This is a genomic window from [Clostridium] symbiosum (assembly GCA_036419695.1).
In the GTDB taxonomy this organism is placed as follows: domain Bacteria; phylum Bacillota; class Clostridia; order Lachnospirales; family Lachnospiraceae; genus Otoolea; species Otoolea symbiosa_A.
Genome location: CP143946.1, coordinates 1,654,932 through 1,679,291 on the forward strand (window position 1 = coordinate 1,654,932; position 24,360 = coordinate 1,679,291).

The 24,360-nt window shown below is 49.9% G+C and carries 19 protein-coding genes; 17 read left to right on the plus strand and 2 right to left on the minus strand.

From position 1 onward, the window contains the following. The first annotated feature begins 227 nt into the window (after positions 1-227). The 6 genes from V3C10_07760 (at position 228) to V3C10_07785 (ending at position 6,962) form a co-directional block, all read left to right on the plus strand. Complete coding sequence (locus V3C10_07760; protein ID WVP63688.1) at positions 228-1,130, plus strand: amidohydrolase family protein; 903 nt, start codon at positions 228-230, stop codon at positions 1,128-1,130. A 24-nt stretch (positions 1,131-1,154) separates the two neighbouring features. After that, a complete protein-coding gene (locus tag V3C10_07765; protein WVP63689.1) occupies positions 1,155-2,651 on the plus strand; it encodes a sugar ABC transporter ATP-binding protein in 1,497 nt (498 codons plus the stop codon). An 11-nt stretch (positions 2,652-2,662) separates the two neighbouring features. After that, complete coding sequence (locus tag V3C10_07770) at positions 2,663-3,673, plus strand: ABC transporter permease (protein ID WVP63690.1); 1,011 nt, start codon at positions 2,663-2,665, stop codon at positions 3,671-3,673. 36 nt (positions 3,674-3,709) lie between these two features. Continuing rightward, positions 3,710-4,774 (plus strand): sugar ABC transporter substrate-binding protein, encoded by a 1,065-nt coding sequence (locus V3C10_07775; GenBank protein ID WVP63691.1) that lies wholly within the window; start codon positions 3,710-3,712, stop codon positions 4,772-4,774. Between the two features lie 436 nt (positions 4,775-5,210). Beyond that, entirely contained in the window at positions 5,211-5,813 is a 603-nt protein-coding gene (locus V3C10_07780) for a DUF3795 domain-containing protein (GenBank protein WVP63692.1), read from the plus strand. 105 nt (positions 5,814-5,918) lie between these two features. Continuing rightward, on the plus strand, positions 5,919-6,962 hold the full coding sequence (locus V3C10_07785; protein WVP63693.1) for a C45 family peptidase: 1,044 nt from the start codon (positions 5,919-5,921) through the stop codon (positions 6,960-6,962). A 122-nt stretch (positions 6,963-7,084) separates the two neighbouring features. On the opposite strand, the gene V3C10_07790 is transcribed toward V3C10_07785, so the two are convergent. Continuing rightward, complete coding sequence (locus tag V3C10_07790) at positions 7,085-7,414, minus strand: helix-turn-helix domain-containing protein (protein WVP63694.1); 330 nt, start codon at positions 7,412-7,414, stop codon at positions 7,085-7,087. Between the two features lie 241 nt (positions 7,415-7,655). Between V3C10_07790 and V3C10_07795 the strand changes: the two genes are divergently transcribed. The 9 genes from V3C10_07795 to V3C10_07835 all read left to right on the plus strand — a co-directional run bounded on the left by V3C10_07795 (position 7,656) and on the right by V3C10_07835 (position 19,170). Next, entirely contained in the window at positions 7,656-8,327 is a 672-nt protein-coding gene (locus V3C10_07795; protein WVP63695.1) for a response regulator transcription factor, read from the plus strand. Further along, positions 8,327-9,334 (plus strand): HAMP domain-containing sensor histidine kinase, encoded by a 1,008-nt coding sequence (locus V3C10_07800; GenBank protein WVP63696.1) that lies wholly within the window; start codon positions 8,327-8,329, stop codon positions 9,332-9,334. Before V3C10_07795 ends, V3C10_07800 begins: the two co-directional genes overlap by 1 nt. A 255-nt stretch (positions 9,335-9,589) precedes the next feature. Beyond that, complete coding sequence (locus V3C10_07805) at positions 9,590-10,279, plus strand: ABC transporter ATP-binding protein (GenBank protein WVP63697.1); 690 nt, start codon at positions 9,590-9,592, stop codon at positions 10,277-10,279. A 1-nt stretch (position 10,280) separates the two neighbouring features. After that, positions 10,281-12,260: an ABC transporter permease gene (locus V3C10_07810; protein WVP63698.1), complete on the plus strand. Its 1,980-nt coding sequence runs from the start codon at positions 10,281-10,283 to the stop codon at positions 12,258-12,260. A 256-nt stretch (positions 12,261-12,516) separates the two neighbouring features. Continuing rightward, on the plus strand, positions 12,517-14,061 hold the full coding sequence (locus V3C10_07815) for a methyltransferase domain-containing protein (protein ID WVP63699.1): 1,545 nt from the start codon (positions 12,517-12,519) through the stop codon (positions 14,059-14,061). Continuing rightward, positions 14,054-15,118 (plus strand): 16S rRNA (cytosine(1402)-N(4))-methyltransferase RsmH, encoded by a 1,065-nt coding sequence (gene rsmH, locus V3C10_07820; GenBank protein WVP63700.1) that lies wholly within the window; start codon positions 14,054-14,056, stop codon positions 15,116-15,118. Before V3C10_07815 ends, rsmH begins: the two co-directional genes overlap by 8 nt. A gap of 46 nt (positions 15,119-15,164) precedes the next feature. Beyond that, positions 15,165-15,800, plus strand: a complete 636-nt coding sequence (nth, locus tag V3C10_07825; GenBank protein ID WVP63701.1) for an endonuclease III — start codon at positions 15,165-15,167, stop codon at positions 15,798-15,800. A 4-nt stretch (positions 15,801-15,804) separates the two neighbouring features. Further along, positions 15,805-17,781: an EAL domain-containing protein gene (locus V3C10_07830; GenBank protein ID WVP63702.1), complete on the plus strand. Its 1,977-nt coding sequence runs from the start codon at positions 15,805-15,807 to the stop codon at positions 17,779-17,781. A gap of 30 nt (positions 17,782-17,811) precedes the next feature. Then, positions 17,812-19,170, plus strand: coding sequence for a GHKL domain-containing protein (locus V3C10_07835; GenBank protein ID WVP63703.1), 1,359 nt, complete (start codon positions 17,812-17,814; stop codon positions 19,168-19,170). Between the two features lie 83 nt (positions 19,171-19,253). Here the strand turns inward: V3C10_07835 and V3C10_07840 are convergent, their stop codons facing one another. Continuing rightward, complete coding sequence (locus V3C10_07840) at positions 19,254-19,940, minus strand: response regulator transcription factor (GenBank protein WVP63704.1); 687 nt, start codon at positions 19,938-19,940, stop codon at positions 19,254-19,256. A gap of 151 nt (positions 19,941-20,091) precedes the next feature. Between V3C10_07840 and V3C10_07845 the strand changes: the two genes are divergently transcribed. Together V3C10_07845 and V3C10_07850 are read left to right on the plus strand one after the other, a co-directional pair. After that, positions 20,092-22,317 (plus strand): ATP-binding protein, encoded by a 2,226-nt coding sequence (locus V3C10_07845; GenBank protein WVP63705.1) that lies wholly within the window; start codon positions 20,092-20,094, stop codon positions 22,315-22,317. A gap of 178 nt (positions 22,318-22,495) precedes the next feature. Next, the gene (locus V3C10_07850) at positions 22,496-23,833 is read left to right on the plus strand and encodes a citrate:proton symporter (protein WVP63706.1); all 1,338 of its coding nucleotides are present in this window, start codon (positions 22,496-22,498) and stop codon (positions 23,831-23,833) included. The last annotated feature ends 527 nt before the right edge of the window (positions 23,834-24,360 follow it).

Here is a 24,360-nt window from a genome sequence, read left to right on the forward strand (position 1 = left end):
TAAAATTATGAAGAATAAAATGGATAAATCAGGAAATTGTGGATATTGACCAAAAATAGACCGATAAATTTGTGGGAAATGGCGGTAAAAAAGTTCTTGTGATAAAAGTTGCACCAATGTTAGTATTGTATCAATGGATACAGATCATAAAGTACGGCGGAGTAATGGTTCAGGATAAATTGAACCATTACACGGCAGGTGAAAGCGAAGAGGGCAGGAGGCTTAATATGATTATTGACGCGCATATGCATTTGGCAGAGAGCGGAGGTTTTTCGGCAGAGACATACGGGAAATACGGGATGTCGTTTCCGAAAAAAACGACGGATGTGGATTTTCTGGTGGAGAGTTACAGGCGGGCGGGAGTAGAAAAAGCGGTCGCTATGGGACAGGCGATGCGGAGGATCTTCGACACTTCATTTGGTGAAGAGTACGTGATGGAATGTTATCACAAATATCCCGATTTTTTTATCCCGTTTTGCAGCGTGGAGGCGGTGGACAAGGGCGGACGGTTCAATAGGAAAGACTTCGAATATCTGAAACGGGCCGTTTTGGAAAATGGATGCAGGGGCGTTTTGATGGCTCCTCCGTTCAGCCATTACCACTCCAATGTAAACGCGGCTTATCCTTTCTATGAATTTGCAGATGAGCAGGGAATTGTGGTTCAGTTCCACCACTCCGCGCAGATCGGAAAGGCAATTCTGGCGCCGGCCGAGTACACCTCGCTCTACGACCTGAATGAGATAGTCCTGGATTTTCCGAACCTGAGAATCAACGTGGAGCATCTGGGATACCCCTGGGCGGAACAGCTCTTTACGCAGATGGCTACGGATGAGAATCTCTATACGGATTTGGCCATGTGCTACGACCGGGAAGTTTCCACGGTCTGGAACCTGGTTTTAGCGAAAGAATACGGCGTAATCGGCCAGGTGATGTTCGCCACCGACTTTGTGGCCTGCAATTTCGACTGTTTTGGAGAGGATCCCTATGACGACGTGACGCGGTGGGTGGAATACGTGACAGAGAAGATAAACATCATATGTAAGGCCAGTGGATGGCCGTTGTTCACCGGGGAGGAAATCGACGGGATTATGTATCGGAATGCGGCAAGGCTGCACAGGATTCAGGTTTAAACCGGCAATCTGAGGGAGTTTTATATGAGTGAAAACATTCTGGAAATGAGACATATTTACAAAAGATACGGCGGTATCAAGGCTCTGACGGATGTGAACCTGGAACTGAGAAAGGGAGAGGTGCTGTGCCTCTGCGGTGAGAACGGAGCCGGCAAATCGACATTGATGAAAATTCTGGCGGGTGTCGAGAAACCGACCTCGGGAGAAATCTTCATTGACGGCAGAAAAGTACAGATTGAACGTCCCCTGGATGCCATCCGCCTGGGAATCAGCATGGTGCATCAGGAGTTGGTGCAGATTGAGGAGATGACCGTGGCGGAAAATATTTTCGTAGGACGGTATAAGTCGAATGCGGGAATTGTGGATGGGAAGGGTCTGAAGAGAGAGGCCGAGGAGCTGATGGACCGGATCGGAATCCATTTTCCGCCGGATTCGCTGGTGCGGCAGTACAGTGTTGCACAGCGCCAGCTAATTGAGATTGCAAAGGCCCTGTCCTACGACGCTTCAATTATTATCTTCGATGAACCGACGGCGGCCCTTACCACCGAGGAGACGGAAAATCTCTATCAGATTATCAGAAAGCTCAGGGAGGAAGGAATTGCGGTAATTTTGATTTCCCACAGGATGGAAGATATCTTTGCCGTCGGCGATCGGGTGGAGGTGCTGCGTGACGGGGAACCGTCGGGGGCCTTAAGCGTCGGCGGGGCTACGGTGGACGGCATTGTCAGAATGATGATAGGAAGACAGCCGGAACAACAGTTTCCCGATAAAACCAACCAGGCCGGTGACACAATACTGGAGGTAAAACATCTGACCAACGGCCGCATCACGGATATCTCATTTGAGCTGAAGAAGGGAGAGATTCTGGGCGTGGCCGGTCTGGTGGGAGCGGGGAGGACCGAGCTTCTCAGGGCGATTTTCGGAGTGGACGGCTGCGAGGGGGAATTGGTTCTTGAGGGAGTTTCTATTAAGAACCATTCGCCTGCGGAAGGGCTGAAAAGAGGATTCGCCCTGGTGCCGGAGGACAGAAAAGATCAGGGGTTAATTCTGGAACAGTCAATCCTGCAGAATCTAATCCTCAGCGTGCTGAAGAAGATTTCCGCATTTGGAATAATGAGCAGGAAAAAATCGCAGGAGCTGAGCTGGGAGTATATTGATAAACTGAAAATCCGCTCTTCCGGAAGCGGAATGATGGTCCGCATGTTAAGCGGAGGCAACCAGCAGAAGGTGGTGCTTGGTAAATGTCTGGCCTCATCCCCGTCCATCCTGCTTCTGGATGAGCCGACCAGGGGAGTGGATGTCGGAGCAAAGGCCGAGATATACAGAATTATCAATGAACTGGCTGCGGATGGGATGGCGATTATCGTGGTATCCTCTGAGATGACGGAGCTTTTGGGAATCAGCGACCGGATCCTGGTGATGCACGAGGGATATTTGTCCGGGGAGCTTGAAAGGGAAGAGGCGACGGAGGAGACGATTATAAAGCTGGCGATTTCGCATTCTCCCAAAATCTGTGTGTGAGGTGACGAACTATGAAGACAAAAGAAGAAACAGAAGTCAGTATATGGCATCGGGTAAAGCACTCAAAATATTTTGAGTTGTCCGGCCTGCTTTGCCTGATTATCGTATTTTCGGCCGTCGTCCAGAGCTACAGCGGTAATTTCCTGACACTGGCCAATGCGAATAATGTCCTGAAGGAAATCGTGGTATATGGAATTCTGGCATGTGCCCTGGCGTTTCCGCTGATTAACGGCACATTCGATTTGTCCATTGAGTCCATCAGTGCCCTTGGAGGAACCTGCTGTGCATTGCTCGTTACGGACGGACTCTTTGGAGTTAAGACAAATCTTTTCTGTGCGATTGTGATTTCAGTTTTTATCTGCTGTATCTTCGGGGCGGTGAATGGACTAATTGTATCACGGACAAAAATTGACCCGTTTATTGTGACACTGGGAACGCAGACCGCCATCAGGGGGATTGTCTATATCGTCTGTAAAAATACAGCCGTGACTTCTCTGCCGAGAGCCTTTAAGAACTTAAGCTCCGGCAAGTTTGGGGGAATCTCCGTGTCCATCTACATTTTAATAGCGGTATTCGTGCTGGTGGCTTTTGTGCTGGGGAAGACGACCTACGGTAAAAAGATATACGCAATCGGAGGCAGCTATCAGGCGGCCTTTATATCCGGCATCAATGTGAGGCGGATCCGGTTTTCCACCTATGTTATAAGCGCCGGTCTGGCCTGCATCGCGGGAGTGCTGTCCACTGCGCGGGTAGGTTCCGCCACACCGAATGCGGGGAGCGGTTATGCGGCCATTGCCATTTCCGCCTGCGCGATCGGAGGTGTCTCCCTCAACGGGGGCAAAGGGATGGTTCTGGGTATCTTTCTGGGGGCTCTGATGATGGGAATGATTACGAATGGAATGAACCTGATGTTTATCGGCTCCAACTGGCAGTATGTGGTGAGGGGCAGCCTGATGGTACTGGCCGTGTTCTATGCGCAGTGGTTTAACAGGATATCGAGTAAAGAGGCAAAGAAAAAGTAACTTTTAAAAGGAGATAAAGTAAAGGAGAGGTGTATTATGAGACGAAAGATGACGGGTGTATTACTGGCGGCTGCAATGGCGGCATCACTGCTGAGCGGATGCGGCAGCAAACAGGAAGAGACAAAAGGAGCGGCAAAGACGGAGGAAAGTGCCGCCAAAGAGGCTGATAGTGAGGATACGAAGGCGGAGGAGCCAAAGACGGAGAAAAAAGCGGCGGGAGAGGAGCTCACGATCGCGATTGTTCCCTGGAATATGGCAATGTCTTTTGAGTCATCATTTGCCTACACCGCGCAGGAGGAGATTGAATCCAGGGGATGGAAAGCAGTAATCATGGATCCGGCCGGGGACTGGGCATCCGAATATACGATTATTGAGAATCTTGTCACACAGGGAGTGGATGGAATCATTTATACGGCTATCGATACGGACGGCGCCAACGATGCGGTGGCAATCGCCAGAGAAGCCGGAATCCCAATTGTAGACTTCGACTGCCTGGCATCGGACGGTACGGCCGATGCATCGGTGTGCTACGACGATTATCAGGGCGGAGTCATGGCGGCAGAGCAGAGCATGGAGGCTCTGGGAGGTAAAAAGAATGCGCAGATTATTGTGTTTGAGGACGAGCCGTCCATCGCATCCAGCGGCCTGAGAATCAACGGATTTAAGGATTACCTGGCGGAGAATTATCCCGACGTGGAGGTAGTGATGAACCGGGCGTCGGACAGAACCTCCGACGGATGTTATATTTGGGCTACCGATATGATCACGGCATACCCGGATGCCGACGCCTTCTTCTGCTATTGGGCCGAGTGTACGATGGCAACATACAATGCGCTTCAGGATGCCGGTAAGACGGATGTCTACGTAATCGGATACGACGCAACCGAGGAGCAGAAAGAACTGATGGTGAATACGGGAGAGGACTGCAGACTTTACGCCAGCCCGGGTATGTCTTCCGTAAAGATGGCCGTCAAATGCGTGGAATTTATGGAACAGATATTAAACGGAAAGTACACGAGAAGCGGTCCGGAGGACATCTTTGAATTCAAACCGGAACTGCTGACCGTGCATAATGCGAAGGAATTTGATATTGATAAGTAAATGCTTTTTCGCCATCGGCTCAATAGTTCATGGTCGAATACAAAGAATCAGGCCTGGAATGACTTCGCCGGATGATTTGCATGGATCACATGTAAGCGGCTTAAATACAGCCAATGGGCGTCCGATGATGGAGGGCGATATCATCTGGGACAGCATGAATGATATCGAAAGGAGCTATCCGGCGGAAATAATGTTCTTATCGGGGCCAAAACGTATGAAAAAACGTTTTGGCCCCGTTGCTCTGCTTCAAACGGAGCTTTTTCTGTTACTGTGTTCATAGGTAGTATTCCGCGAAGCTTCAAATAGCTGGTCTTGCCATGAATTTTGTAATTATGGTACAATGACCATAAAGTGGGCATTATACCTGCGCACACCGGTTTCTGCGGTTACCGTTGAAATCCGCCGCATATTCAAAAAAATGGGGGAACCGATACATATGAAAGATTTTATCAGGGATGATGATTTATTTTCACTCTGCGGCCTGAACTGCGGGCTCTGTACGATGCATATCGACGGGTACTGTCCCGGATGCGGGGGCGGGGAGGGAAACCAGTCCTGCCGGATTGCAAAATGCAGTTTGAAAAGAAACAGTGAAAACAGCAACAGTGAAAAAGACGGGCCCGGCAGGGGAAAAATAGATTACTGCCATCAATGTCCTGATTTTCCCTGCGAGAAATATGAAACGATTGATGAATACGATTCTTTCATCACGCACCGCAACAGGAGAAGGGATTTAGATAAGCACCGGAACATTGGGAAAGAAGCATATCAGGAGGAGCAGATAAGAAAGGCGGAGATACTCGGCGAACTTCTGGAAAAATATAACGACGGCCGCAGAAAAAGCTTCTTCTGCCTGGCGGTTAATCTCTTAGAATGCGATGAGCTGCAGGCGGTTATGGATCAGGTGAAAGCCTGTCCGGATCAGGCTGGTCAAACGATAAAAGAGAGGGCGGCCTGTGTGGTAAAACTGCTGCAGGGCGCTGCCGACGAACGGGGGATTGTGTTGAAACTGAAAAAGAAAAATAAAAAGGAAAAATAAACTATATTAATTATATTATTTAAGGTATTGACATAAAATTTTTATTCAATTATGCTCAATTTAAGAGTTACCGGTGGCTCTCAAAACAAAAAAGGAGAGCAAATTATGTATCATGCAAGGTTTAAGGGAACACATTACGAAATCGGATTAAAATGGGGCGGCCTGCTGCTGAAAAACGGCAGGAGTCTGCTGGAAGGAGTTCCTTTCCCAATCACGGAGGAGAGGATTTCATTCAGCAGGCAGTGTCTTCCGTTTTATCAGGAGTATTATCCCGAAGTGCTGGAAGAGATAGAGGGAATTGCAAAGGGACAGAAGATCCCTTCAGACCAACTGTTGGCTGTGCTCCTGGGCATGTACTGCATTATGCCGGAAAATAAATGTTCCTGCGTGGCTTTTAAGAGTGAAGGCCATATCATTCTGGCCAGAAACAGCGATTTTCTGACCGCGATTGAGAAACTGTATATGAATTGCATTTATAAGTTTGAGACATCCGGGGTTGAGACATCGGGAAAAGGCGGGCTCACGTACTCCTTCCAGGGCAACACCACCGCATTTGTGGAAATGGAGGACGGCGTGAACGAGCACGGCCTGGCGATTGGGTTGACATCCGTGTATCCTGCCGTTCTGGGCGTCGGCCTGAATGCCGGTATGCTTCTGCGGTACGGCCTGGAACGGTGCAGGACGGTGAAGGAGTTTACGGAGGCGCTGAAAGTGCTTCCCATTGCATCCAGCCAGACGTTTACCGCGGCCGACCAGTCGGGAGATATTGCCGTTATTGAGTGTAACTGTGAGAGGATAAGTGTGGAACGTCCGGACGGGAGGCGCGGATATGTTTCGGCCGTCAATTCATTCCATTCTGAGAAAATGCAGCGGTATGTGTGCCGGGATATTGACGACTGGAACGCAGAAGAGCGGTATCAGACGATTGAAACAGCGTTTCGCTCGGATGAAATGCGGGATATGGAATTTGCAGAACGGTTATTGTCGGGCTGCTACGGTTTTATATGCCAGTATGACCGCAGCACGGGAAAGGACACGGTGTGGTCGGCTGTCTATGACTTGGAAACACTGGAAATCCGGCGCTGTGAGGGAAATCCCTCCAGGAAGAAATTCAGGCAGGATACGCGCTTTTTGATTTCGGGACAGTAACGGCAAAGAAATCTGCTGCCGGAAAATAGCTTAGAGGCCTGAGAAGATACTGCGCCGGGGCAGGAATGAACCTTTTCCGCTCCGGCGCAGACGGCGTTTCGGGATTTTTACCTTTGGCCCCATCAGGTGTCCTGGCTGTTCTTATAGGCCGTTCCCCAGGCCACCATGGAATCCAGAATCGGCTTCAGGCTGTAACCCGTCTCTGTCAGGGAATATTCCACCCGGGGAGGAACTTCGGCATAGACTTTGCGGTTGATAAGCCCGGCGCTTTCCATTGCGCGCAGATTGCTGGTCAAAACCTTCTGGGTAATGCCGGTGACGGAACGCATCAGTTCGTTGAAACGTTTTGTCCCGGTCAGTAAATCGCGGATAATGAGCACCTTCCATTTTTCGCCGATGAGCTGCAGCGTCATCTCCACCGGGCAGTCGGGATAATTTTTTGTTGAATCCATATGTACATCAGCCTCCTTAATGACTGTATCCAAACGTAATGACACTATCAAAACAAAATGCTGATATCGAACGGTAATGACAATATCGAACCGTAATGTCACTATCAAAATGCAATGCCGACATCAAAACGCAATAACAGTATCAAAACAGGTATACATCTTACATAAACGGTATCTAACAATTTTATACTATTGAACCATGATTTTCAACTTTATAAAAAGAAATATGAGGACTCAGAGAATGAATCACATTTTAATAGTGGAAGATGACAGGGAGATTGCAGAAAATTTATTGTTTCTCCTGGGGAAAGAAGGCTTTTCGGCGGAGACGGCCGCAACCAGGGAGGAGGCGCTCGAAAAAACCGCCCGAAAACGGTTTGATTTGATCCTGATGGATGTCATGCTGCCCGATGGAAACGGATACTCTCTCTGCACGACAATCAAAAGAGAGACGGATATACCGGTTATTTTCCTGACCGCAATGGGAGATGAGGGCAGCATTGTTACGGGCTTTGATTTGGGCGCGGATGATTATATTGCAAAACCGTTTAAACCCCTGGAACTGATTTCACGCGTGAAAAATACGCTCAGGAGGAGTGGGAAAAGCTGTTCGCTGTTTCTGCTCGACGGTCTGGAAGTGGATACCGTAAAAGGCATTGTCAGGAGAAATGGAAAGGAGATTATGCTGACCGCGTTGGAATACAGGCTTTTACTTGTCTTCTTAAACCGACAGGGGGAAGTCCTTTCCAGGATGAGGCTGCTGGAGGAGATATGGGATATTGCCGGTGACTATGTAAATGACAATACGCTCACCGTTTATATCAAGCGCCTCCGGGAAAAGATAGAGGAAGATCCGGCCAATCCGCGGATTATTATGACGGTCCGGGGGAGAGGCTACAGAGTCGGAGAATAATGATGAGATTATTAAGAAATCCGGAATTAAAGGTAGTCGTGGGAATTTATCTGTTGTTTTCTGTGGCTTCATCGGCTGCGGCTGCAGTGTGGAACCCGTTTTTTGCCCTGTATGTGGCGGTAGTCTGTCTGATTGCCGGAATTATTTTTATTTGCTTTACGAAAAAAAGATATGACCGTCTGGTGGAGCTGTCCGCCGAACTGGATGAAATACTGCACGGCGAAGGAGGAATTTCCATGCTTCCCGATCGGGAGGGGGAACTGGCGGTTCTCGGAAGCAAGATCTATAAGATGACGGTCCGTTTACAGGAGCAGGCGGAGGAATTGGGGAGGGAGAAGGCATTTCTTCAGAATTCATTGGAAGATATCTCCCATCAGGTGAAAACGCCTCTGACCACGATCCGTCTGCTCCTGAAACGGATAAGAGAAGCCACGGACGAGAAGGAAAAATTTGAAGCATTTTATGACATGGACCGGCTTCTGACAAGGACGGAATGGCTGATTGCCACGCTGTTGAAAATTGCGAGGCTGGAGTCGGGAACCCTGGAGTTTAAAAGTGAGCCAATGTCTGTTTCACAGCTTCTTGAAAGGGCGCTGGAACCTCTGGAAATACCAATGGAATTAAAGGGGCAGACCCTGCTTGTGGAGGGGACGGAAAACTCCTTTTATACAGGGGATTTGCTGTGGTCCGCCGAGGCTCTGGGCAATGTCCTTAAAAATTGTGTGGAACATACGCCGGAGGGCGGAACCATCATGGTTTGTGCGGATGAGAATCCAGTCTATACCCGGATTCGGATAAGAGATAATGGGGACGGTTTCGCAGAGGAAGATTTAAGCCGTCTATTCGAGCGTTTTTACAGGGGAAAGAATATCCAGCCGGGCGGCGCCGGAATCGGCCTGGCGCTGGCGGGTATGATAATCAGAAAGCAGAACGGAACCATCAGGGCGGGGAATATAGAGGACGGCGGCGCAGAATTTGATATCCGGTTTTATAAGGGAGCGGTTTAAGACTCCCTTTTTTAATACCTCAGGAAAGGCCTCCTATTATATTAAAAAAGCCCTCCGGGCAGGAGCGCACTGCGGCGGAGAGGGCTCTTCCTTCTCCGGGAACCGGAATATGACAATATTGTTATAATAGATTCACCGGTCTGTCACCGGGTTTCGGGTATAATATCGGCATCTGCACAGTGGATATTATACCTGAGCATAACCGCAGAGCGGATATCATACCTGCGCCTATGGCGGCAGAGACAGGAGGAATGAATGGAGATACTGAGAGTGGAACATCTGTGTAAGGAATATGGAAAAGGCGGAAACAGGGTGGATGCCCTGAAAGACGTCTGTTTCTCCGTGGAAAAAGGGGAATTTGTGGCAGTGATAGGACAGTCAGGCTCAGGGAAGTCTACGCTTCTTCACCTGGCCGGGGGAGTGGATATACCCTCTTCCGGGCATATCTATGTGGACGGCTGTGACCTCTATTCCAAGAGCAGAAAGGAGCTGGCGATATTCCGCCGCAGGCAGGTGGGTCTGATTTACCAGTTTTATAACTTGATACCGGTGCTGAATGTGGTGGACAATATGACCCTTCCCGTAAAACTGGATGGACAGAAGATAAACAAAGCGCGTCTGGAGGAGCTGCTGGAGATTCTGAACCTGAAGGACCGTGCCGGCCATCTGCCGGGCCAGCTCTCCGGCGGACAGCAGCAGAGAGTGGCAATCGGCAGGGCTCTTATGAACGCCCCGGCCCTTGTCCTGGCAGATGAACCGACGGGGAACCTCGACAGCGTGAACAGCCAGGAAATTATGGAATTGTTTAAATACTCCAATAAAAAGTACCGTCAAACAATGATTATCATCACTCACGACGAACAGGTCGCGCTTCAGGCCGATCGGATTATCCGGCTGGAAGACGGCAGGATTGTTTCAGACAGCCGGAACAGAGGGGAGGAATAAAATGCTTTGGAAAGAATATTCCAGGAATTATTTAAAATACAACAGGGCTTCCAGCTTCTCCGTCGTGGCGGCCTCGTTCGTGGCATCCCTTTTTATCTCTTTTATAACGGCATTATTTTATAATATGCGTGTGGATCAGCTTAGAAGGGCGGCGGTGGAGGGCAGGGAACAGGAGGCTGCACAGCTTACGATGCTGACCTGGTTTTATATTGCCGTGATGTTTCTTGTGTGTACGGCGATGGCGCTTGTGCTGTACCATGCATTTGTCATGGGGGCCAATGAGAGGCTGCATCAGCTTGGAATTTTGCAAAGTACGGGCGCCACGCCGGGGCAGATCCGTATCTGCCTGTTTCAGGAGGCTCTTGCACTCAGCTTTTTTCCGGTACTTACGGGAATTGCCGCCGGAGCCGGATTGACGGTTCTTTTTTTCAGGATGGCAGAAAAAATGACGGAACCGCTGGGAATTGAACCCTCGGTATTCGTATATCATCCCCTGCTTTTTATAGCGACGTTTGCAGTCTGTGCGGCCACGGTTTTGACGGCCGGAGCCAGGGCGGCGTTGAGGCTCGGCAGAATCAGCACCCTGGATGCAATTTGCGGAGGAAGGGAGCATCCGGACGGTAAAATACCCTCGTATCTATTTTTTCCAAAGCTCTTTGGAATCGAATGGGAGATTGCCGCAAAATCATTATATTTACGCCGCAGGGCCTATAGGACATCGGCGATTTCCCTGACACTTTCCTTTTTTACCTTCGGGATTTTTTTAAATTTCTGGGCGCTGTCCGGAGTCAGTACCCAGTATACGTATTTTGAGCGTTACAGAAAGGTCTGGGATTTGATGGTGACACTCAAACAACAGCCGGAAACGGACACCGGGCTTCTGAGTGATATTCGGAAAATAAACGAAATTTCCGAATGCACCGCATACCGGAAGCTGCAGGGCTGGACCCTGATTGGAGAAGATATGCTGTCGGAGGAACTTAAAGCGGCGGGAGGAATCGAGGCTCTAAAAGATACGGGAATCACAAAAAGAGGAGAGAAATACCTGGTTGAGACTCCTGTTGTGGTTCTGGATGATGAAAGTTTTAAGGTATTTTTAAAGAAAGCGGGAATTGACGTTCCGGATGTGGAGACTGTAACCGTAAATAGAATCTGGGATAATATCAACAGCCATTTCAGAGAGAAAACTTACCTTCCGTTTTTAGCTGCGGAAGAAAAAACTGCTTATATATGGGGCGGCCGGGAGGAACCTCAGACGGACGGCGGTGAAGGCCGGACGGATGAAAGCGGCATGTTCCGGCTGGAGCCAGGGGCATTTGCGGAAGAGGGTCCGGATTTGAGGGAGGAATTTGGGAATTTTTCACTTGTCCGGATCGTGCCGGAGAGCGTATATCAAAAGAAACTGGCCGCTGTCTTTCCCGACGATGTGATGTACTTTAAAATCAAAGCCGTTTCGGAGGAAAAAATAGAGGCGGCCGAAGAAAAACTGACTGGTCTGCTCCGGGGAACGTATGAGTATCAGCTGGAAAACAGAAAGACGGAAGAAGCGTTTGAGGAAAAGGTCCGGGAAGGATATAAAGTCCTGGTGGGAACTCTGTGCGGGCTGCTGGCATTTGTGGGGATTGTAAATGTATTCGCAAATACACTTGGGGGCGTTTATATGAGGAGACGGGAATTTGCCAGATACCTGTCGGTGGGGTTCACTCCGGGAGGCCTGGCCAAAATCCTGGCAATGGAAAGCTGTATCACGGCGCTGAAGCCGATCCTTATCAGCCTTCCCTTTCAAATCATGTTTGTCCTTTTTGCGGTAAATGCAAGCAGACTCCGGCTCAGTGATTATCTGCCGGTGATGCCCCTGCTTCCCATGGCTGCATTTGCAGGCGCCGTTTTCCTGTCGGTCGGTGCGGCCTATTATATGGCCGGAAGAAAAATAACCGGCCTTAATATTGTGGAAGGTTTAAAGGATGATACGATGTTTTGAGGACGCTTGCTATCTTTACCATAAGATGATAAAATATCGGTAATTAAATAGTTACCACAGACATTGTATGTATTCTGCTTCTTAATATTACAAAGCGCGTTATTGTTTACACTGCAGCCGTTCCGGCTTTTATGCAGACAGTAATGGAAACATGCCCTGCGTGTCTTAGCGGCCTCTGCCGCAGGCCGGCAGGGCGTTTTGCCGATGAATGAAAGAAGCGGATGTATATTAGAAATAAAACCGCCGGGAGAGAAGAATGATAAAGGATTATTGGAGCCAGATAAAAGAGAACAGGGATGTGAGGCAGAATTTAAGCCGCCTGAGGCAGGAAGTGAAGGAGGAGGGCAGACGGAAGGCCCTGTCCGCACTCATTAAGGGGGAGGAAGAATATCTGATGGACCTGCTCCGGTCGGAAGATGCAAAGACGAGGAAAAATGCCGCCCTGCTCATGGGGGATCTGGGCAGACAGGAATTTCTGGAACCGGTGTACGAGGCATATAAAAGGGAAGCGCAGCGTTTTGTGAAAAGTTCCTATTTATCCGCCATCGGCAGATTTGATTACAGCGGGTATCTGGAGGAACTGAAAGAACAGCTTAAACTTCTGGAGCAGACGGAGGTGACGGAAGAGAACAGGAAACATCTGACCGAGGAGATGAGGGAGCTGTCGGCCCTTGTTGTCGGGATGGAAGGGGTAAATACCCACCGGTTTACCGGCTTTGACCGCACATACGATATTGTTCTATTGACCAACAGGAATTTCACGGAACTGACAAAGAACCAGTTAACCCTCCTCGATCCGGGGGCCAGGACAAAGCTGTTCGGCGCCGGTGTCAGAGCCAGGGTGACGAATTTGAACTGGATGGACAAAATCAGGACATGGCAGGAGCTTCTTTTTGTGGTGAAAGGGCTGGGAACCTGTCCGATGGATCCGCTTAAGGCTGCGGAGGTAATTGCAGACTCGGGCCTCCTGTCCCTGCTGGAAGAGAGCCATGAGGGAGGGGAACCCTGGTATTTCAGGGTGGAATTAAAGAGCAGGAAGACACTTCCCGAGAGAAGCGCTTTTGTAAAAAAATTATCAGGATACCTGGAAAAATTATCGGGCAGAAAACTCATCAACACGGTCACGGACTATGAGGTGGAGCTGCGCCTGATTGAGAATAAAGAGGGGAACTGTAACCTGCTTCTTAAGTTGTACACGCTTAAGGATGAACGGTTTGCCTACAGGAGAGAGGCGGCTCCGGTCAGCATACGTCCCGTCAATGCGGCGCTTACGGCCGCTCTTGCAGAGGACTATATGCGGGAAGGCGCCCAGGTGCTGGACCCGTTCTGCGGAGCCGGAACCATGCTGATAGAACGCAGCAAGGCGGTCAGGGCCTATACGTCCTACGGCCTTGACATCCAGGAGGAATATATACTGAAAGCCAGGAAGAATACCGAGGCTGCCGGGATGACGGCCCATTACATCAACCGCGACTTTTTTGAATTCCGCCATGAATACCTTTTTGACGAGGTATTTACGGATATGCCGTTCCAGATTGGGCGGGTTACGGACGATGAGGTGTTTGACCTGTATGAGCGCTTTTTCAGCCGAATCGGCGGATTTTTAAAGGAAGACGCGGTGCTCATCCTGTATTCGAGAAACAGGGGATTTGTAAAACCCCAGGCCGCTCGGAATGGATTTACCGTGCTGAAAGAATATGAGATTTCGATGAAAGAGGGCACTTATGTTTATATTCTCTGCAAAAAAGGTGCGGAGGCACTCTTAGAGGAGAGAGCGGAAAGGAAGAAAGCCAATGGATAACGAGAAACAGACCGGAACCGGTAACACGGAGCATAAGCGCCGTGTCCGCTATAAAGGGACACATCCCAAAAACTATAATGAAAAATATAAAGAACTCCAGCCGGATAAATATCCCGAGACGGTGGAGAAGGTGATTCGGAAAGGCAGTACCCCGGTTGGAATGCACATTTCTATCTGTGTCAGCGAAATACTGGAATTCCTTCAGATAAAGCCGGGGCAAAAGGGGTTAGACGCCACTCTGGGTTACGGCGGGCACACCCAGGCCATGCTGGAACGCCTGAAGGGACAGGGGCACATCTATGGCCTGGACGTGGACGGAGTCGAACAGGAGAAGACGAAGAAAAGACTGGAGGCGCTGGGCTACGGCCCGGAAATCCTCACCGTCAAACGGCTTAATTTTGCCAATATCGATCAGGTGGCGGCGGAAGCCGGAACCTTCGACTTTGTGCTGGCGGATCTGGGCGTTTCCTCCATGCAGATCGACAATCCCGACCGGGGATTTTCTTATAAGAAAGAGGGGCCTCTGGATCTGCGCCTGGATTCCCAGAAGGGGGTATCCGCTGCGGAACGCCTGAAGGAGCTGACCAGGGAGGAACTGGAGGGGATGCTCCGGGAGAATTCGGACGAGCCATATGCGGCAGAAATTGCACGGACCGTAGCGGCGGAGAGAAGAAAGGGAGCCATCGATACGACGACAAAGCTCCGCCAGGCCATCGAAAAGGCCCTTGCCTTCCTGCCGGAAGCCGAGAGGAAGGAAGCGGTCAAGAAATCGTGCCAGAGGACGTTCCAGGCCCTCCGGATCGATGTGAACAGTGAGTTTGAGGTGCTGGAAGAGTTTCTCGAAAAGCTTCCGTATGTTCTGTCACCGGGCGGAAGGGCTGCCATCCTGACTTTCCATTCCGGCGAGGACCGGCTTGTCAAAAAGTCGTTCAAACGCCTGAAAAAAGAGGGTGTCTACAGTGATGTCGCGGACGAGGTAATCCGTCCGTCGGCAGAGGAGTGCGCCATGAACGGCCGCGCCCGTTCCACCAAGATGAGGTGGGCCGTCAGGGCTTAAAAAGAACCGCGGGGCTGTAATACGAAAGGGGAAAAGAGAGGTTGTCATGGAAAAGAAGGAACTGGCTCTTGAAATTATCAAACGGTTAAAAAAGGAATATCCCGACGCCGGATGCACGCTTGACTACAACCAGGCATGGAAACTTCTTGTCAGCGTCCGTCTGGCCGCCCAGTGCACCGATGCAAGGGTAAACGTGGTGGTACAGGATCTGTACGCTAAATTTCCCGATGTGAAATCACTGGCCGAGGCGGATGTGGACGCGATTGAAGCGATTGTAAGGCCCTGCGGCCTGGGCCGCAGCAAGGCCAGAGACATAAGCGCCTGCATGAAAATACTGTGGGAACAGTACGGAGGCAATGTACCGGGAGATTTTGACGCATTGCTTAAGCTGCCGGGCGTAGGGCGCAAGAGCGCCAACCTGATTATGGGAGATGTGTTTGGGAAACCGGCTATCGTAACCGATACACACTGTATCAGGCTGGTAAACCGGATGGGGCTTGTGGACGGCATTAAGGATCCGAAAAAAGTCGAGATGGAACTGTGGAAGCTGATTCCTCCCGAGGAGGGCAGTGATTTTTGCCACAGGCTGGTATACCATGGCAGGGATGTCTGTACGGCAAGGACCAAACCTTACTGTGACAAGTGCTGTCTGAATGACATCTGCGCCGGAAACGGAAGGTGATACGATGACCTGGAATATTGCGCCGGAAATTATTTCCCTTGTGTTTCTGGGAATTGTCTGGGTGTATTCAAGAACGGGGAGCCATCTGCCTTCGCTGAAAAACAGGACGTTTCAGATGTGCCTGCTCATCACGTTTGTTGCGATGTTGAGCAATATTCTTTCTACCATTATGATTTACTTTCTGGATGCGTTTCCCCTGTGGCTTGTCTGGACGGTGACCACGATTTATTTTATATTTACACCCTTAATGGGGCTGGTCTATTTCTGCTATGTGATTGCCTTTATCTACGACGGAAGCAGATTCCTGAAATGGCTCGTCGGAATCGGGATGATTCCCGGCGCCGCTTATATCCTGCTTGTCCTGACCAACCCGTTTACCTGCATTCTGTTCTGTCTGAGCAAAGAGTACGGCTATGCCAGAGGAGCATACGTTTTCATCACTTACGTAATCTTTTATATTTACAGCCTTGCCAGTCTTGCCGTAACCATCATGAACCGGCACAGGATGGAACGGAAGGTATACAATATTCTGGCCGTATTCCCTCTTCTGGCCGTGCTGGTAATTGTGATACAGCAGATCGAACCGGAGGTGATCCTCTCCGGCTCAGCGGCTACCTGTGCAATGCTTATCATCTATCTTCATTTCCAGAACCGGCAGATCACGAGAGACTATCTGACAAATGTGCCGAACCGTCAGGAACTTTTAGACATGCTGGGCCTTTTGATTAAGAAGCATCCGGAAAAACAGTTTACGCTGGCCGTCGTATCCCTCAGGGAGTTCCGGCAGGTGAATAATATCTGCGGACAGCACAGAGGCGATGAATTCCTCAGGGCGGTCTGCGGTTTTCTCTGTCAGGTCGGCCCACGGGACGGGGTCTACCGGTTCAGCGGCGATGAATTTGCCCTTCTTTTTACCAGAGAGGACGATGAGGAGATAAAAAAGTGTCTTATCTCAATCCGGGAGCGAATGCGGCAGCCGTGGGAAATTGCCGACTTCAGGTTTATGCTTTCCACTGCCATGGGGGTGATACACCGCGTGCGGCAGGACTATACACTTGAGATGGCAGTTAATTCGATCGAATATGCGGTGTACCAGGCAAAGAATGATAAGAACAGTTCCATCTGCTACTGCGATGAGGCTATGCTTGCAAAGCTGGACCGCAGACGCAGGGTAATACAGATACTGAAGGACGGGCTTTCCAGGCAGAGCTTTGAAATGTATTATCAGCCCATTTATTTTGTAAAGGACGGCAATTTCCGCTGCGCCGAGTCGCTGATGCGGTTAAACAATACGCCGATCGGTCCGATCTATCCTTCCGAGTTCATTCCTGTGGCGGAGGAGACGGGACTCATCATTGAGATTACCTATGTCATACTCGACAAGGTGTGTAAGTACATAAACGAGCTGGAGGAAGCGGGGATCCACATGGATGCCATTCATGTGAATTACTCCGCGATCCAGTTTTCGGAGCCGGAGCTGGCGGAGAAGACGCTTCAAATTATCAGGCGGAATCATACGCCAATGTCAATGGTTAAGATTGAATTTACGGAGAGCACACTGGCGGAAAATACCAAGGTGGTGACCGAATTCTGCGTGAAAATGAAAGAACACGGGATTACAGTGGGACTGGATGACTTTGGAACAGGCTACTCCAATATTGCAACGGTGTTAAACGTTCCCTTCAGCCTTGTCAAACTCGATAAAAGCCTGGTATGGGCCGCGATGGAGAAAGAATCGGCTTATCATGCGGTGGAGTATATGATAAGCGCGTTCAAAGCGCTGGGAATGAGCGTGGTTGCCGAGGGCGTTGAGACAAGGGAACAGAGAAAACTGGTGGTGGATTTCCAGGTGGATCAGATTCAGGGATTCTATTACTCCAGACCGATGCCGGGGGAGGAAATGAAGAAATTCATGCTGGAACATCGGGAGATGGAACGCGAAAATGGGCTGCAGGAGGAGCGGCTGCCACAGGAAGAATAACGCAGGCGGGAAGGGGGGAGTTCAGTGGATATGGATCTCGTTTGCATCGCACTCAGAGTTTCGATTACCTGTATTGTGTTTGCCTATGTTGTTTTTATCCCTCTGAAAAGCCGGTATAAGCGGAGCGTCCTGCAGACATGGCTGCTGGTCTCCCTGCTGATCCTTATCACGGTGATGGTAACCATCCTGTTTCTGACATCGGACCGGTATTTTAACAGATACAGCACATTTGGCATTCTGCTCTGGATTACATCGGCCGTGATTCTGTTTCAGATGAGCGTCCGGTGCAGCCGTCTGGAGACCCTCTTCCTGGTGCTGGTGGTATTGAACCTCTATGTCAATATCATGGTTGTGGCAAAAGTCATGGGAAAAGTGCTGCATCTGCCTTTTTCCTATGATCTCTCAAAGCTGATTTACGCAATGGCAGTACTTGTCCTGTATATCCCTCTGCTTTTCAGCCTGTTCGAGAATCTGTACAGGCGGGTAATTGAGATGAATGTCTCTTCCTCGCTCTGGCGGTTTATCTGGGCGATTCCAGCTCTTACCTACATGGTGTTCTATGTCAAGTTCATCAGTGATTACTGGAAAAAACCGATACACATGGGGACAGAGGATATCATATTTACCATTCTCTGGTCCTTCACGACCTACGCGCTCTTCTGGGTGACGCTTCAGATGATTATCCAGACGCATGAAGGAATTACGGCGGCGGAACAGACGAAGCTTATTACGCTTCAGCTCAGAATGCAGGAGGCGCAGTATGAAAAGCTGTTGGAAAACATCGAGAAGACGAAAAGACTCCGCCACGACTGGAGACATCATCTGATGACGCTGAGCGGGATTGCCGAGAGCGGGGATACACAGGAAGTGAGGCGGTATTTAAAAGAACTGCTGCCGGAATACGGGGCCGGGATGGATATCACCCTCTGCAGGAACCATGTGGTCGACGTGATCCTGCAGCACTATGCGGGAATGGCGGAAAATTGCGGAATTGAGATGGAAGTCACGGCTGACATCCCGCAGGACCCCGGAATTTCAGATACGGATCTCTGCATTATTTTCGGCAATCTGGTGGAGAATGCGGCGGAAGCCTGTATCGGCCAGAAGGAAGGAGAACGGTACATTAAGGTCAATGTCCGCATGAAGGGCCGACAGCTGATTGTTATGGTAAAAAATACACACGGTAATGCAGTCGATAAGAGGAACGGAGTATTCTATTCTACCAAACATGGGGGCGAAGGCGTGGGACTGCCGTCCGTAAGGAAAGTGGCGGAAAAATACCAGGGAATTATGAAGGCGGAGTATGATAAATCACATTTTACCGCCTATGTGATACTGAATACGCCGGATGGACAGAGCGGGCCGGATACGGCTGGAGCCGTCAATTAAAAAAGGATTTCTCTTAATAAAATTTAAGGGAAATCCTTTTTGCATGTAAGATTGTCTGTTTACTATTGAGTAAATGGGAAAGCCTAAGGGACGAAGCGGTAGCCTAGCCCCCTGACCGTGACAATATGCTCCGGTTTTTGCCGGTTCTCTTCGATTTTGCCGCGCAGGCGGTTGATGTAAACCATGATGGCATTGTCATCGATGGCTACACTGGTTCCCCAGACGTGCTCATAGATCATATCCTTGGTAAAGACCTGTCCCGGATGTTTCATAAACAGGAGCATCAGGCTGTTTTCTTTGGAGGAGAGCATAATTTCCTCATCGCCCTTATAAAAGCGCATTGTGGAGGTGTTATAGGTGAACGGCCCGCATTCTAAAAGATCGGACTGGCCGAGAACCATATTCTTATTGCGGCGGATCAGCGCCTTGACCTTTGCGCCGAGAACTACGGGACGGAACGGTTTTGTGACGTAGTCGTCCGCGCCTACGGAAAGCCCATACAGGGAGTCATAATCCTCATTCCTGCCGCTTACAATCATCACGGGAGTCTGAATGCCCTGGCTACGGAGCTTCTTAATTACCTCAAAACCCTCCATGTCGCCCAGCGTGATATCCATGAGGATCATATCGTAGGCATGGGTTTTTAAAAGATTCAAAGCGGCATTCCCGCTGTCTGCGACCGTAGTCTCCAGATCATAACTGTGCATGATTTTTTCCAGTAACCTGTAAATTGCCGGATCGTCATCTACGATCAAAACCTTATCCGCCATAGTATCCCCCAAACCTTTTTTGTTTTCGAAGTGTGCCGGTTGAAAATCAGATGTACTTATTGCTGGAATTATTATAATATTAAGGAGAGTGCAAGTCAATCATATGCTGAAATGAAAAATATGGCCGGTACAGGTAAGAGAGGATTACAATATGGGGGAGCTTCGGAAACTGAGGGACAGCTTCATGCAAAAAATAAAAGATGATAAAAAGGAAAAGAAATATATTGCCATCTTTATGGCGGTAGTACTGCTCATCGTGGTGTTAATGTTTTCCGCTCTCGGATTCAGTATCTGGGAGGAGTATAAGAAGACGATAATCGACAACCAGAAAAAACAGATGCTTCTGACGGCGCAGAGCCTGGGGGACAACCTGGAAATTTTTATCGAAGAATATGAGGCGGATCTGAACGCGCTCTGCACGATGGAATCTGAAAACCGTTGGATCGGAGGACATGAAGAATGGGATATCCTTCAGGGATATGTAGACTCCCATGAACGCTTTGTGTACGACGTGATCGTGGAGGAGACCGACGGCACCGTTATCAAAAGTACAAAAGGCCGGCAGGTTACGGAAGTTTTTTCGGTCACTGAGATTAACGACGGCCTGAGCTTTCGCCAGTGCAGGCTGGACGACGGAGAGATTTACCTGGTTCTCAGGATGGAACGCTGGGACGGTACGTCGATTTCCATCGTAATAAATGAGACAGCTTATTACCGATCCCTGATTTCGGGAATCCGCCTGGGAACCAACGGTTATGTCGTGGTGAAGGATTCAAATGGGATCATCCTGATGCATCCGCAGAAGGAGCAGTGGGGCATCGACGTCATAGACGGACGCCAGAAGATGTATCCAGACAAGGATCTGTCAAGCCTTGACAAGATGGTGGAGAGCCAGAATAAGGGAGAGGAGGGCGTGCTGGAATATTATTCCTACTGGTGGACAAAACCGGGAGCGCCGAGGGTGAAGAAAATCAGCGCCTATTCGCCGGCCATCATTGGGGGAGGTTTCCTGGTGGTGAGCGCCGTCATCGACTACAGTGACATCTACATTCCGGTCGCCGAGGGCTTTACGAAGCTGGCGCTGGTGTTTGTGGGAATCATGGCGGCCATCCTTATCATGGCATTCTACATGGCAAAGCTGCTGACGCAGAAAAAACATGATACGGAGGAGATAGCCTATCTCCTGGAACTGAACCGGATTTTAGAGTCCATGCACCAGAGTGAGGAGAGGATCGCGCACCAGCAGAGGCTGCAGATTATGGGAACGATGACGGGCGGAATTGCCCATGAGTTTAACAATCTCCTCACGCCGATTATGGGATACGCGGATTTGATGATGATGGACCTGCCGGAGGATTCGGAACTGTATGACAGCGCCTCCGAGATATATGAGGCCTCAGCCAAGGCAAAGGAGATTATCCAGCAGATATCCTCACTTAGCCGCAAGAATATGGAGACGGCATATAAAAACCTGGATGCGGCCAGGGTCTTCCGCAGGGCGCTTAAGATGGTGCAGTCCGTATGCCCGGCCAATGTCCGCCTTTCGGATAATATAGCCCTTAAAGAAGAACATTTTCTCGGCAATGAGACCCAGATGAACCAGGTAATCCTGAATATCTGTGTCAACGCCATCCATGCCATCGGCCATCAGGAGGGATTAATCACGGTCAGCGCCCGGACGGCGGAGTCAAGGGAGCTTTTAGAGCACCATCTGTCGGCGGTGCCGGGGGACTGGGAGCATTATATCAGGTTAGATATCTCGGACAACGGCTGCGGCATGTCCGAGGAGGTCTTAAAACAGATATTCGACCCGTTCTTTACGACCAAGAAAGGCAGCAAGGGGACGGGACTCGGACTGGCCCTGGTGGAGCAGATTATCACATCCCATAAAGGATTTATTTTTGCGGAAAGCTGCCCCGGCGAGGGCAGTACTTTCCACATCTATCTGCCCGTCAATGAGATGACGGATGACGAGGAACAGGAAGACGCGGACGGAGAGAACCGTGACGGGGAGCTTTTAAGGCTCCTGATCGTGGATGACAATGCCAAAGTGCTTAAGCTTCTGGAAAAGAATTTTGGGAAACTCGGCGTCCTGACGGTGTCCTGCATGAACTTTGAGGAGGCCAGAAACCTGTTGAAAACACAGGAGTTCGACGCTGTGGCGGCGGAACAGGGCATAGGCGGCAGAAGCGCTGTGGACTTCTGCATGTCCATCCAGGGACAGAATCCGGGACTGATCCGTATCGTGATGACGGAACAGGTTACAAAGGAGATTCTGGAGGCGAAGCAAAGGAAGATTATAGATGAATATATTGATAAGCCGGTGTCGGATTCAGCCATATTAAAGGCCATAAGAGCAGTAAAAACTAAATTTTAACAACCGGAGCCGTCGAATGGCCTGAAACCTTAACATCCGCCGGAACAAAAAGCCCAATCTTAACGTTTTTTAAGATTTCTCTTACATGAATTTAAGAGAGAGAATGGAAATGTGTAAGGTTGGGCTTTTATAATTGGCTCATAACAAAGAGATGAAAAAGAAAGAGGAGGAATAAAACATGAATGAGACCATGCTTGCTGCTTTAGGGTTTGCAACCATAATCATGATCATTGTTTTACTGCTGAGGAACGTTACGGTTCCGGCCATCGCTTTTATCGGGGTATCCACTGTAACGGCGGCAATTCTTGTGCTGACAGGAACATTCACGGTCAGTGAGATGGGGGATTTTATTAAGAAAGGTGTTTCGGGCGTGCATTCCACCGCAGCGCTGTTTATTTTCTCCGTACTGTTTTTTGGTATCATGACGGATGCCGGTATGTTTGACCGCATTATCAATGCCCTTATGAAAAAAGTGGGCAATAACGTGGTGGGTGTCGCCATGATGTCATGCATCATTGCCATGATAGGCCACCTGGACGGAGGCGGCGCTTCCACATTCCTGATTACGATTCCAGCCATGCTCCCTGTTTATAAAAAGCTGAAAATGCGTCCGACCACGCTGCTTTTAATCTGTGTAACTGCGATGGGCGTTATGAACCTTCTCCCCTGGGGAGGACCTACGATGCGTTCCGCTTCTGTGCTGGGCGTGGAGGCAAATGTTCTCTGGATGCAGCTTCTGCCGATGCAGATTGTTGGTATCATCATTGCGCTTTTTACAGCTTTCTTCTGGGGAACCGTGGAGAAGAGAAGGGGCGCGGGCATTAACAGTACGCTTGAAATTGAAGACACGGAGATCACGGAAGAGGCGGCAAACAGTGCGGAGCACAGTGAGCTGGTGCGTCCGAACCTGTTCTGGTTCAATATCTGCCTGACCCTGGTGATTATTATCTGCCTGATTTTCCTTCCGGTGCCTTCTTACTTTACCTTCATGCTCGGCTGTGTTGCGGCCCTGCTGGTAAACTATCCCGGTGCAAAGCTGCAGAATAAGATTATCAAATCACATTCCGGCCCGGCCCTCATGATGGCATCCACGATTCTCGCGGCGGGCGTGTTCCTGGGAGTCCTGGAGGAAAGTGAGATTATGAACCACATGGCCAACATCCTGGCCTCCTTTATCCCACAGGCCATGGGACGGTTCCTGCCTCTGATTATCGGAGTCCTGTCCGTGCCGCTGACCATGATGTTCTGTACAGATTCCTATTTCTACGGACTTCTGCCGGTTCTGATCGGAGTGGGAAGCAAGTTTGGGGTAGACCCGGCGCACATTGCAATCGCCATGGTAGTCTGCCGTAACTGTGCAACCTTCATAAGCCCTGTCGTACCCGCCACCTTCCTGGGCGTGGGACTCGCAGGCGTAGAGATTAAAGACCATATTAAAACGAGCTTCTTCTGGATTTGGGGCGTGAGCCTTGTATGCATGGTAGCCGGTCTTGTTCTCGGTGTAATAACGCTTTAATGACAAATTACTGATAGAAACTTACTCCTTCACCTCAAAAGGAGAACTACCTCAAATGGGGCGGGGCTGTTGCGAAATAACCGGGATTCGGTTGTGGAGCGGCAGCCCTGTTCTGTGTGGGGGATTTAATTGAGATGCGAGGACGCCTCTGTAAGACGGCGGACGGGGGAGTGGGAGGGGTGTATGAGTCTTCAGTCCCGGTGGATGATTGTGGTGAGGGGGAATCCAGGAGAAAAAATTCCTACGGGGACTCGCTCCCGCTTGTGGAATGCGCAGCGGGTGCTAGATTCGAAAAAACCTCATCAAGCACCGGCGGATTCCAATGTCCCCTTCGGAATCTTTTCTCCTTCCTTCCCCGGCAGGTTGTCGACGGGACTGAAGACTCAGGGAAGTGTGTTGCCCCGTCCGCCGGCTTCAGGGGCTGATTGTCTCTTTCGTCAAGTGTTGGGGGAGGTATTGTCGCGGCCACAATGTAGTTGTGGCTCTTTTACATTGATTTAATACCGTGCAGGAGGCATTCTTCTGGA

Coding starts and splice junctions, on each gene's coding strand:
- V3C10_07760 (WVP63688.1), top strand. CDS start 228: ATGATTATTGACGCGCATATGCATTTGGCAGAGAGCGGAGGTTTTTCG.
- V3C10_07765 (WVP63689.1), top strand. CDS start 1,155: ATGAGTGAAAACATTCTGGAAATGAGACATATTTACAAAAGATACGGC.
- V3C10_07770 (WVP63690.1), top strand. CDS start 2,663: ATGAAGACAAAAGAAGAAACAGAAGTCAGTATATGGCATCGGGTAAAG.
- V3C10_07775 (WVP63691.1), top strand. CDS start 3,710: ATGAGACGAAAGATGACGGGTGTATTACTGGCGGCTGCAATGGCGGCA.
- V3C10_07780 (WVP63692.1), top strand. CDS start 5,211: ATGAAAGATTTTATCAGGGATGATGATTTATTTTCACTCTGCGGCCTG.
- V3C10_07785 (WVP63693.1), top strand. CDS start 5,919: ATGTATCATGCAAGGTTTAAGGGAACACATTACGAAATCGGATTAAAA.
- V3C10_07790 (WVP63694.1), bottom strand. CDS start 7,414: ATGGATTCAACAAAAAATTATCCCGACTGCCCGGTGGAGATGACGCTG.
- V3C10_07795 (WVP63695.1), top strand. CDS start 7,656: ATGAATCACATTTTAATAGTGGAAGATGACAGGGAGATTGCAGAAAAT.
- V3C10_07800 (WVP63696.1), top strand. CDS start 8,327: ATGATGAGATTATTAAGAAATCCGGAATTAAAGGTAGTCGTGGGAATT.
- V3C10_07805 (WVP63697.1), top strand. CDS start 9,590: ATGGAGATACTGAGAGTGGAACATCTGTGTAAGGAATATGGAAAAGGC.
- V3C10_07810 (WVP63698.1), top strand. CDS start 10,281: ATGCTTTGGAAAGAATATTCCAGGAATTATTTAAAATACAACAGGGCT.
- V3C10_07815 (WVP63699.1), top strand. CDS start 12,517: ATGATAAAGGATTATTGGAGCCAGATAAAAGAGAACAGGGATGTGAGG.
- rsmH (WVP63700.1), top strand. CDS start 14,054: ATGGATAACGAGAAACAGACCGGAACCGGTAACACGGAGCATAAGCGC.
- nth (WVP63701.1), top strand. CDS start 15,165: ATGGAAAAGAAGGAACTGGCTCTTGAAATTATCAAACGGTTAAAAAAG.
- V3C10_07830 (WVP63702.1), top strand. CDS start 15,805: ATGACCTGGAATATTGCGCCGGAAATTATTTCCCTTGTGTTTCTGGGA.
- V3C10_07835 (WVP63703.1), top strand. CDS start 17,812: ATGGATCTCGTTTGCATCGCACTCAGAGTTTCGATTACCTGTATTGTG.
- V3C10_07840 (WVP63704.1), bottom strand. CDS start 19,940: ATGGCGGATAAGGTTTTGATCGTAGATGACGATCCGGCAATTTACAGG.
- V3C10_07845 (WVP63705.1), top strand. CDS start 20,092: ATGGGGGAGCTTCGGAAACTGAGGGACAGCTTCATGCAAAAAATAAAA.
- V3C10_07850 (WVP63706.1), top strand. CDS start 22,496: ATGAATGAGACCATGCTTGCTGCTTTAGGGTTTGCAACCATAATCATG.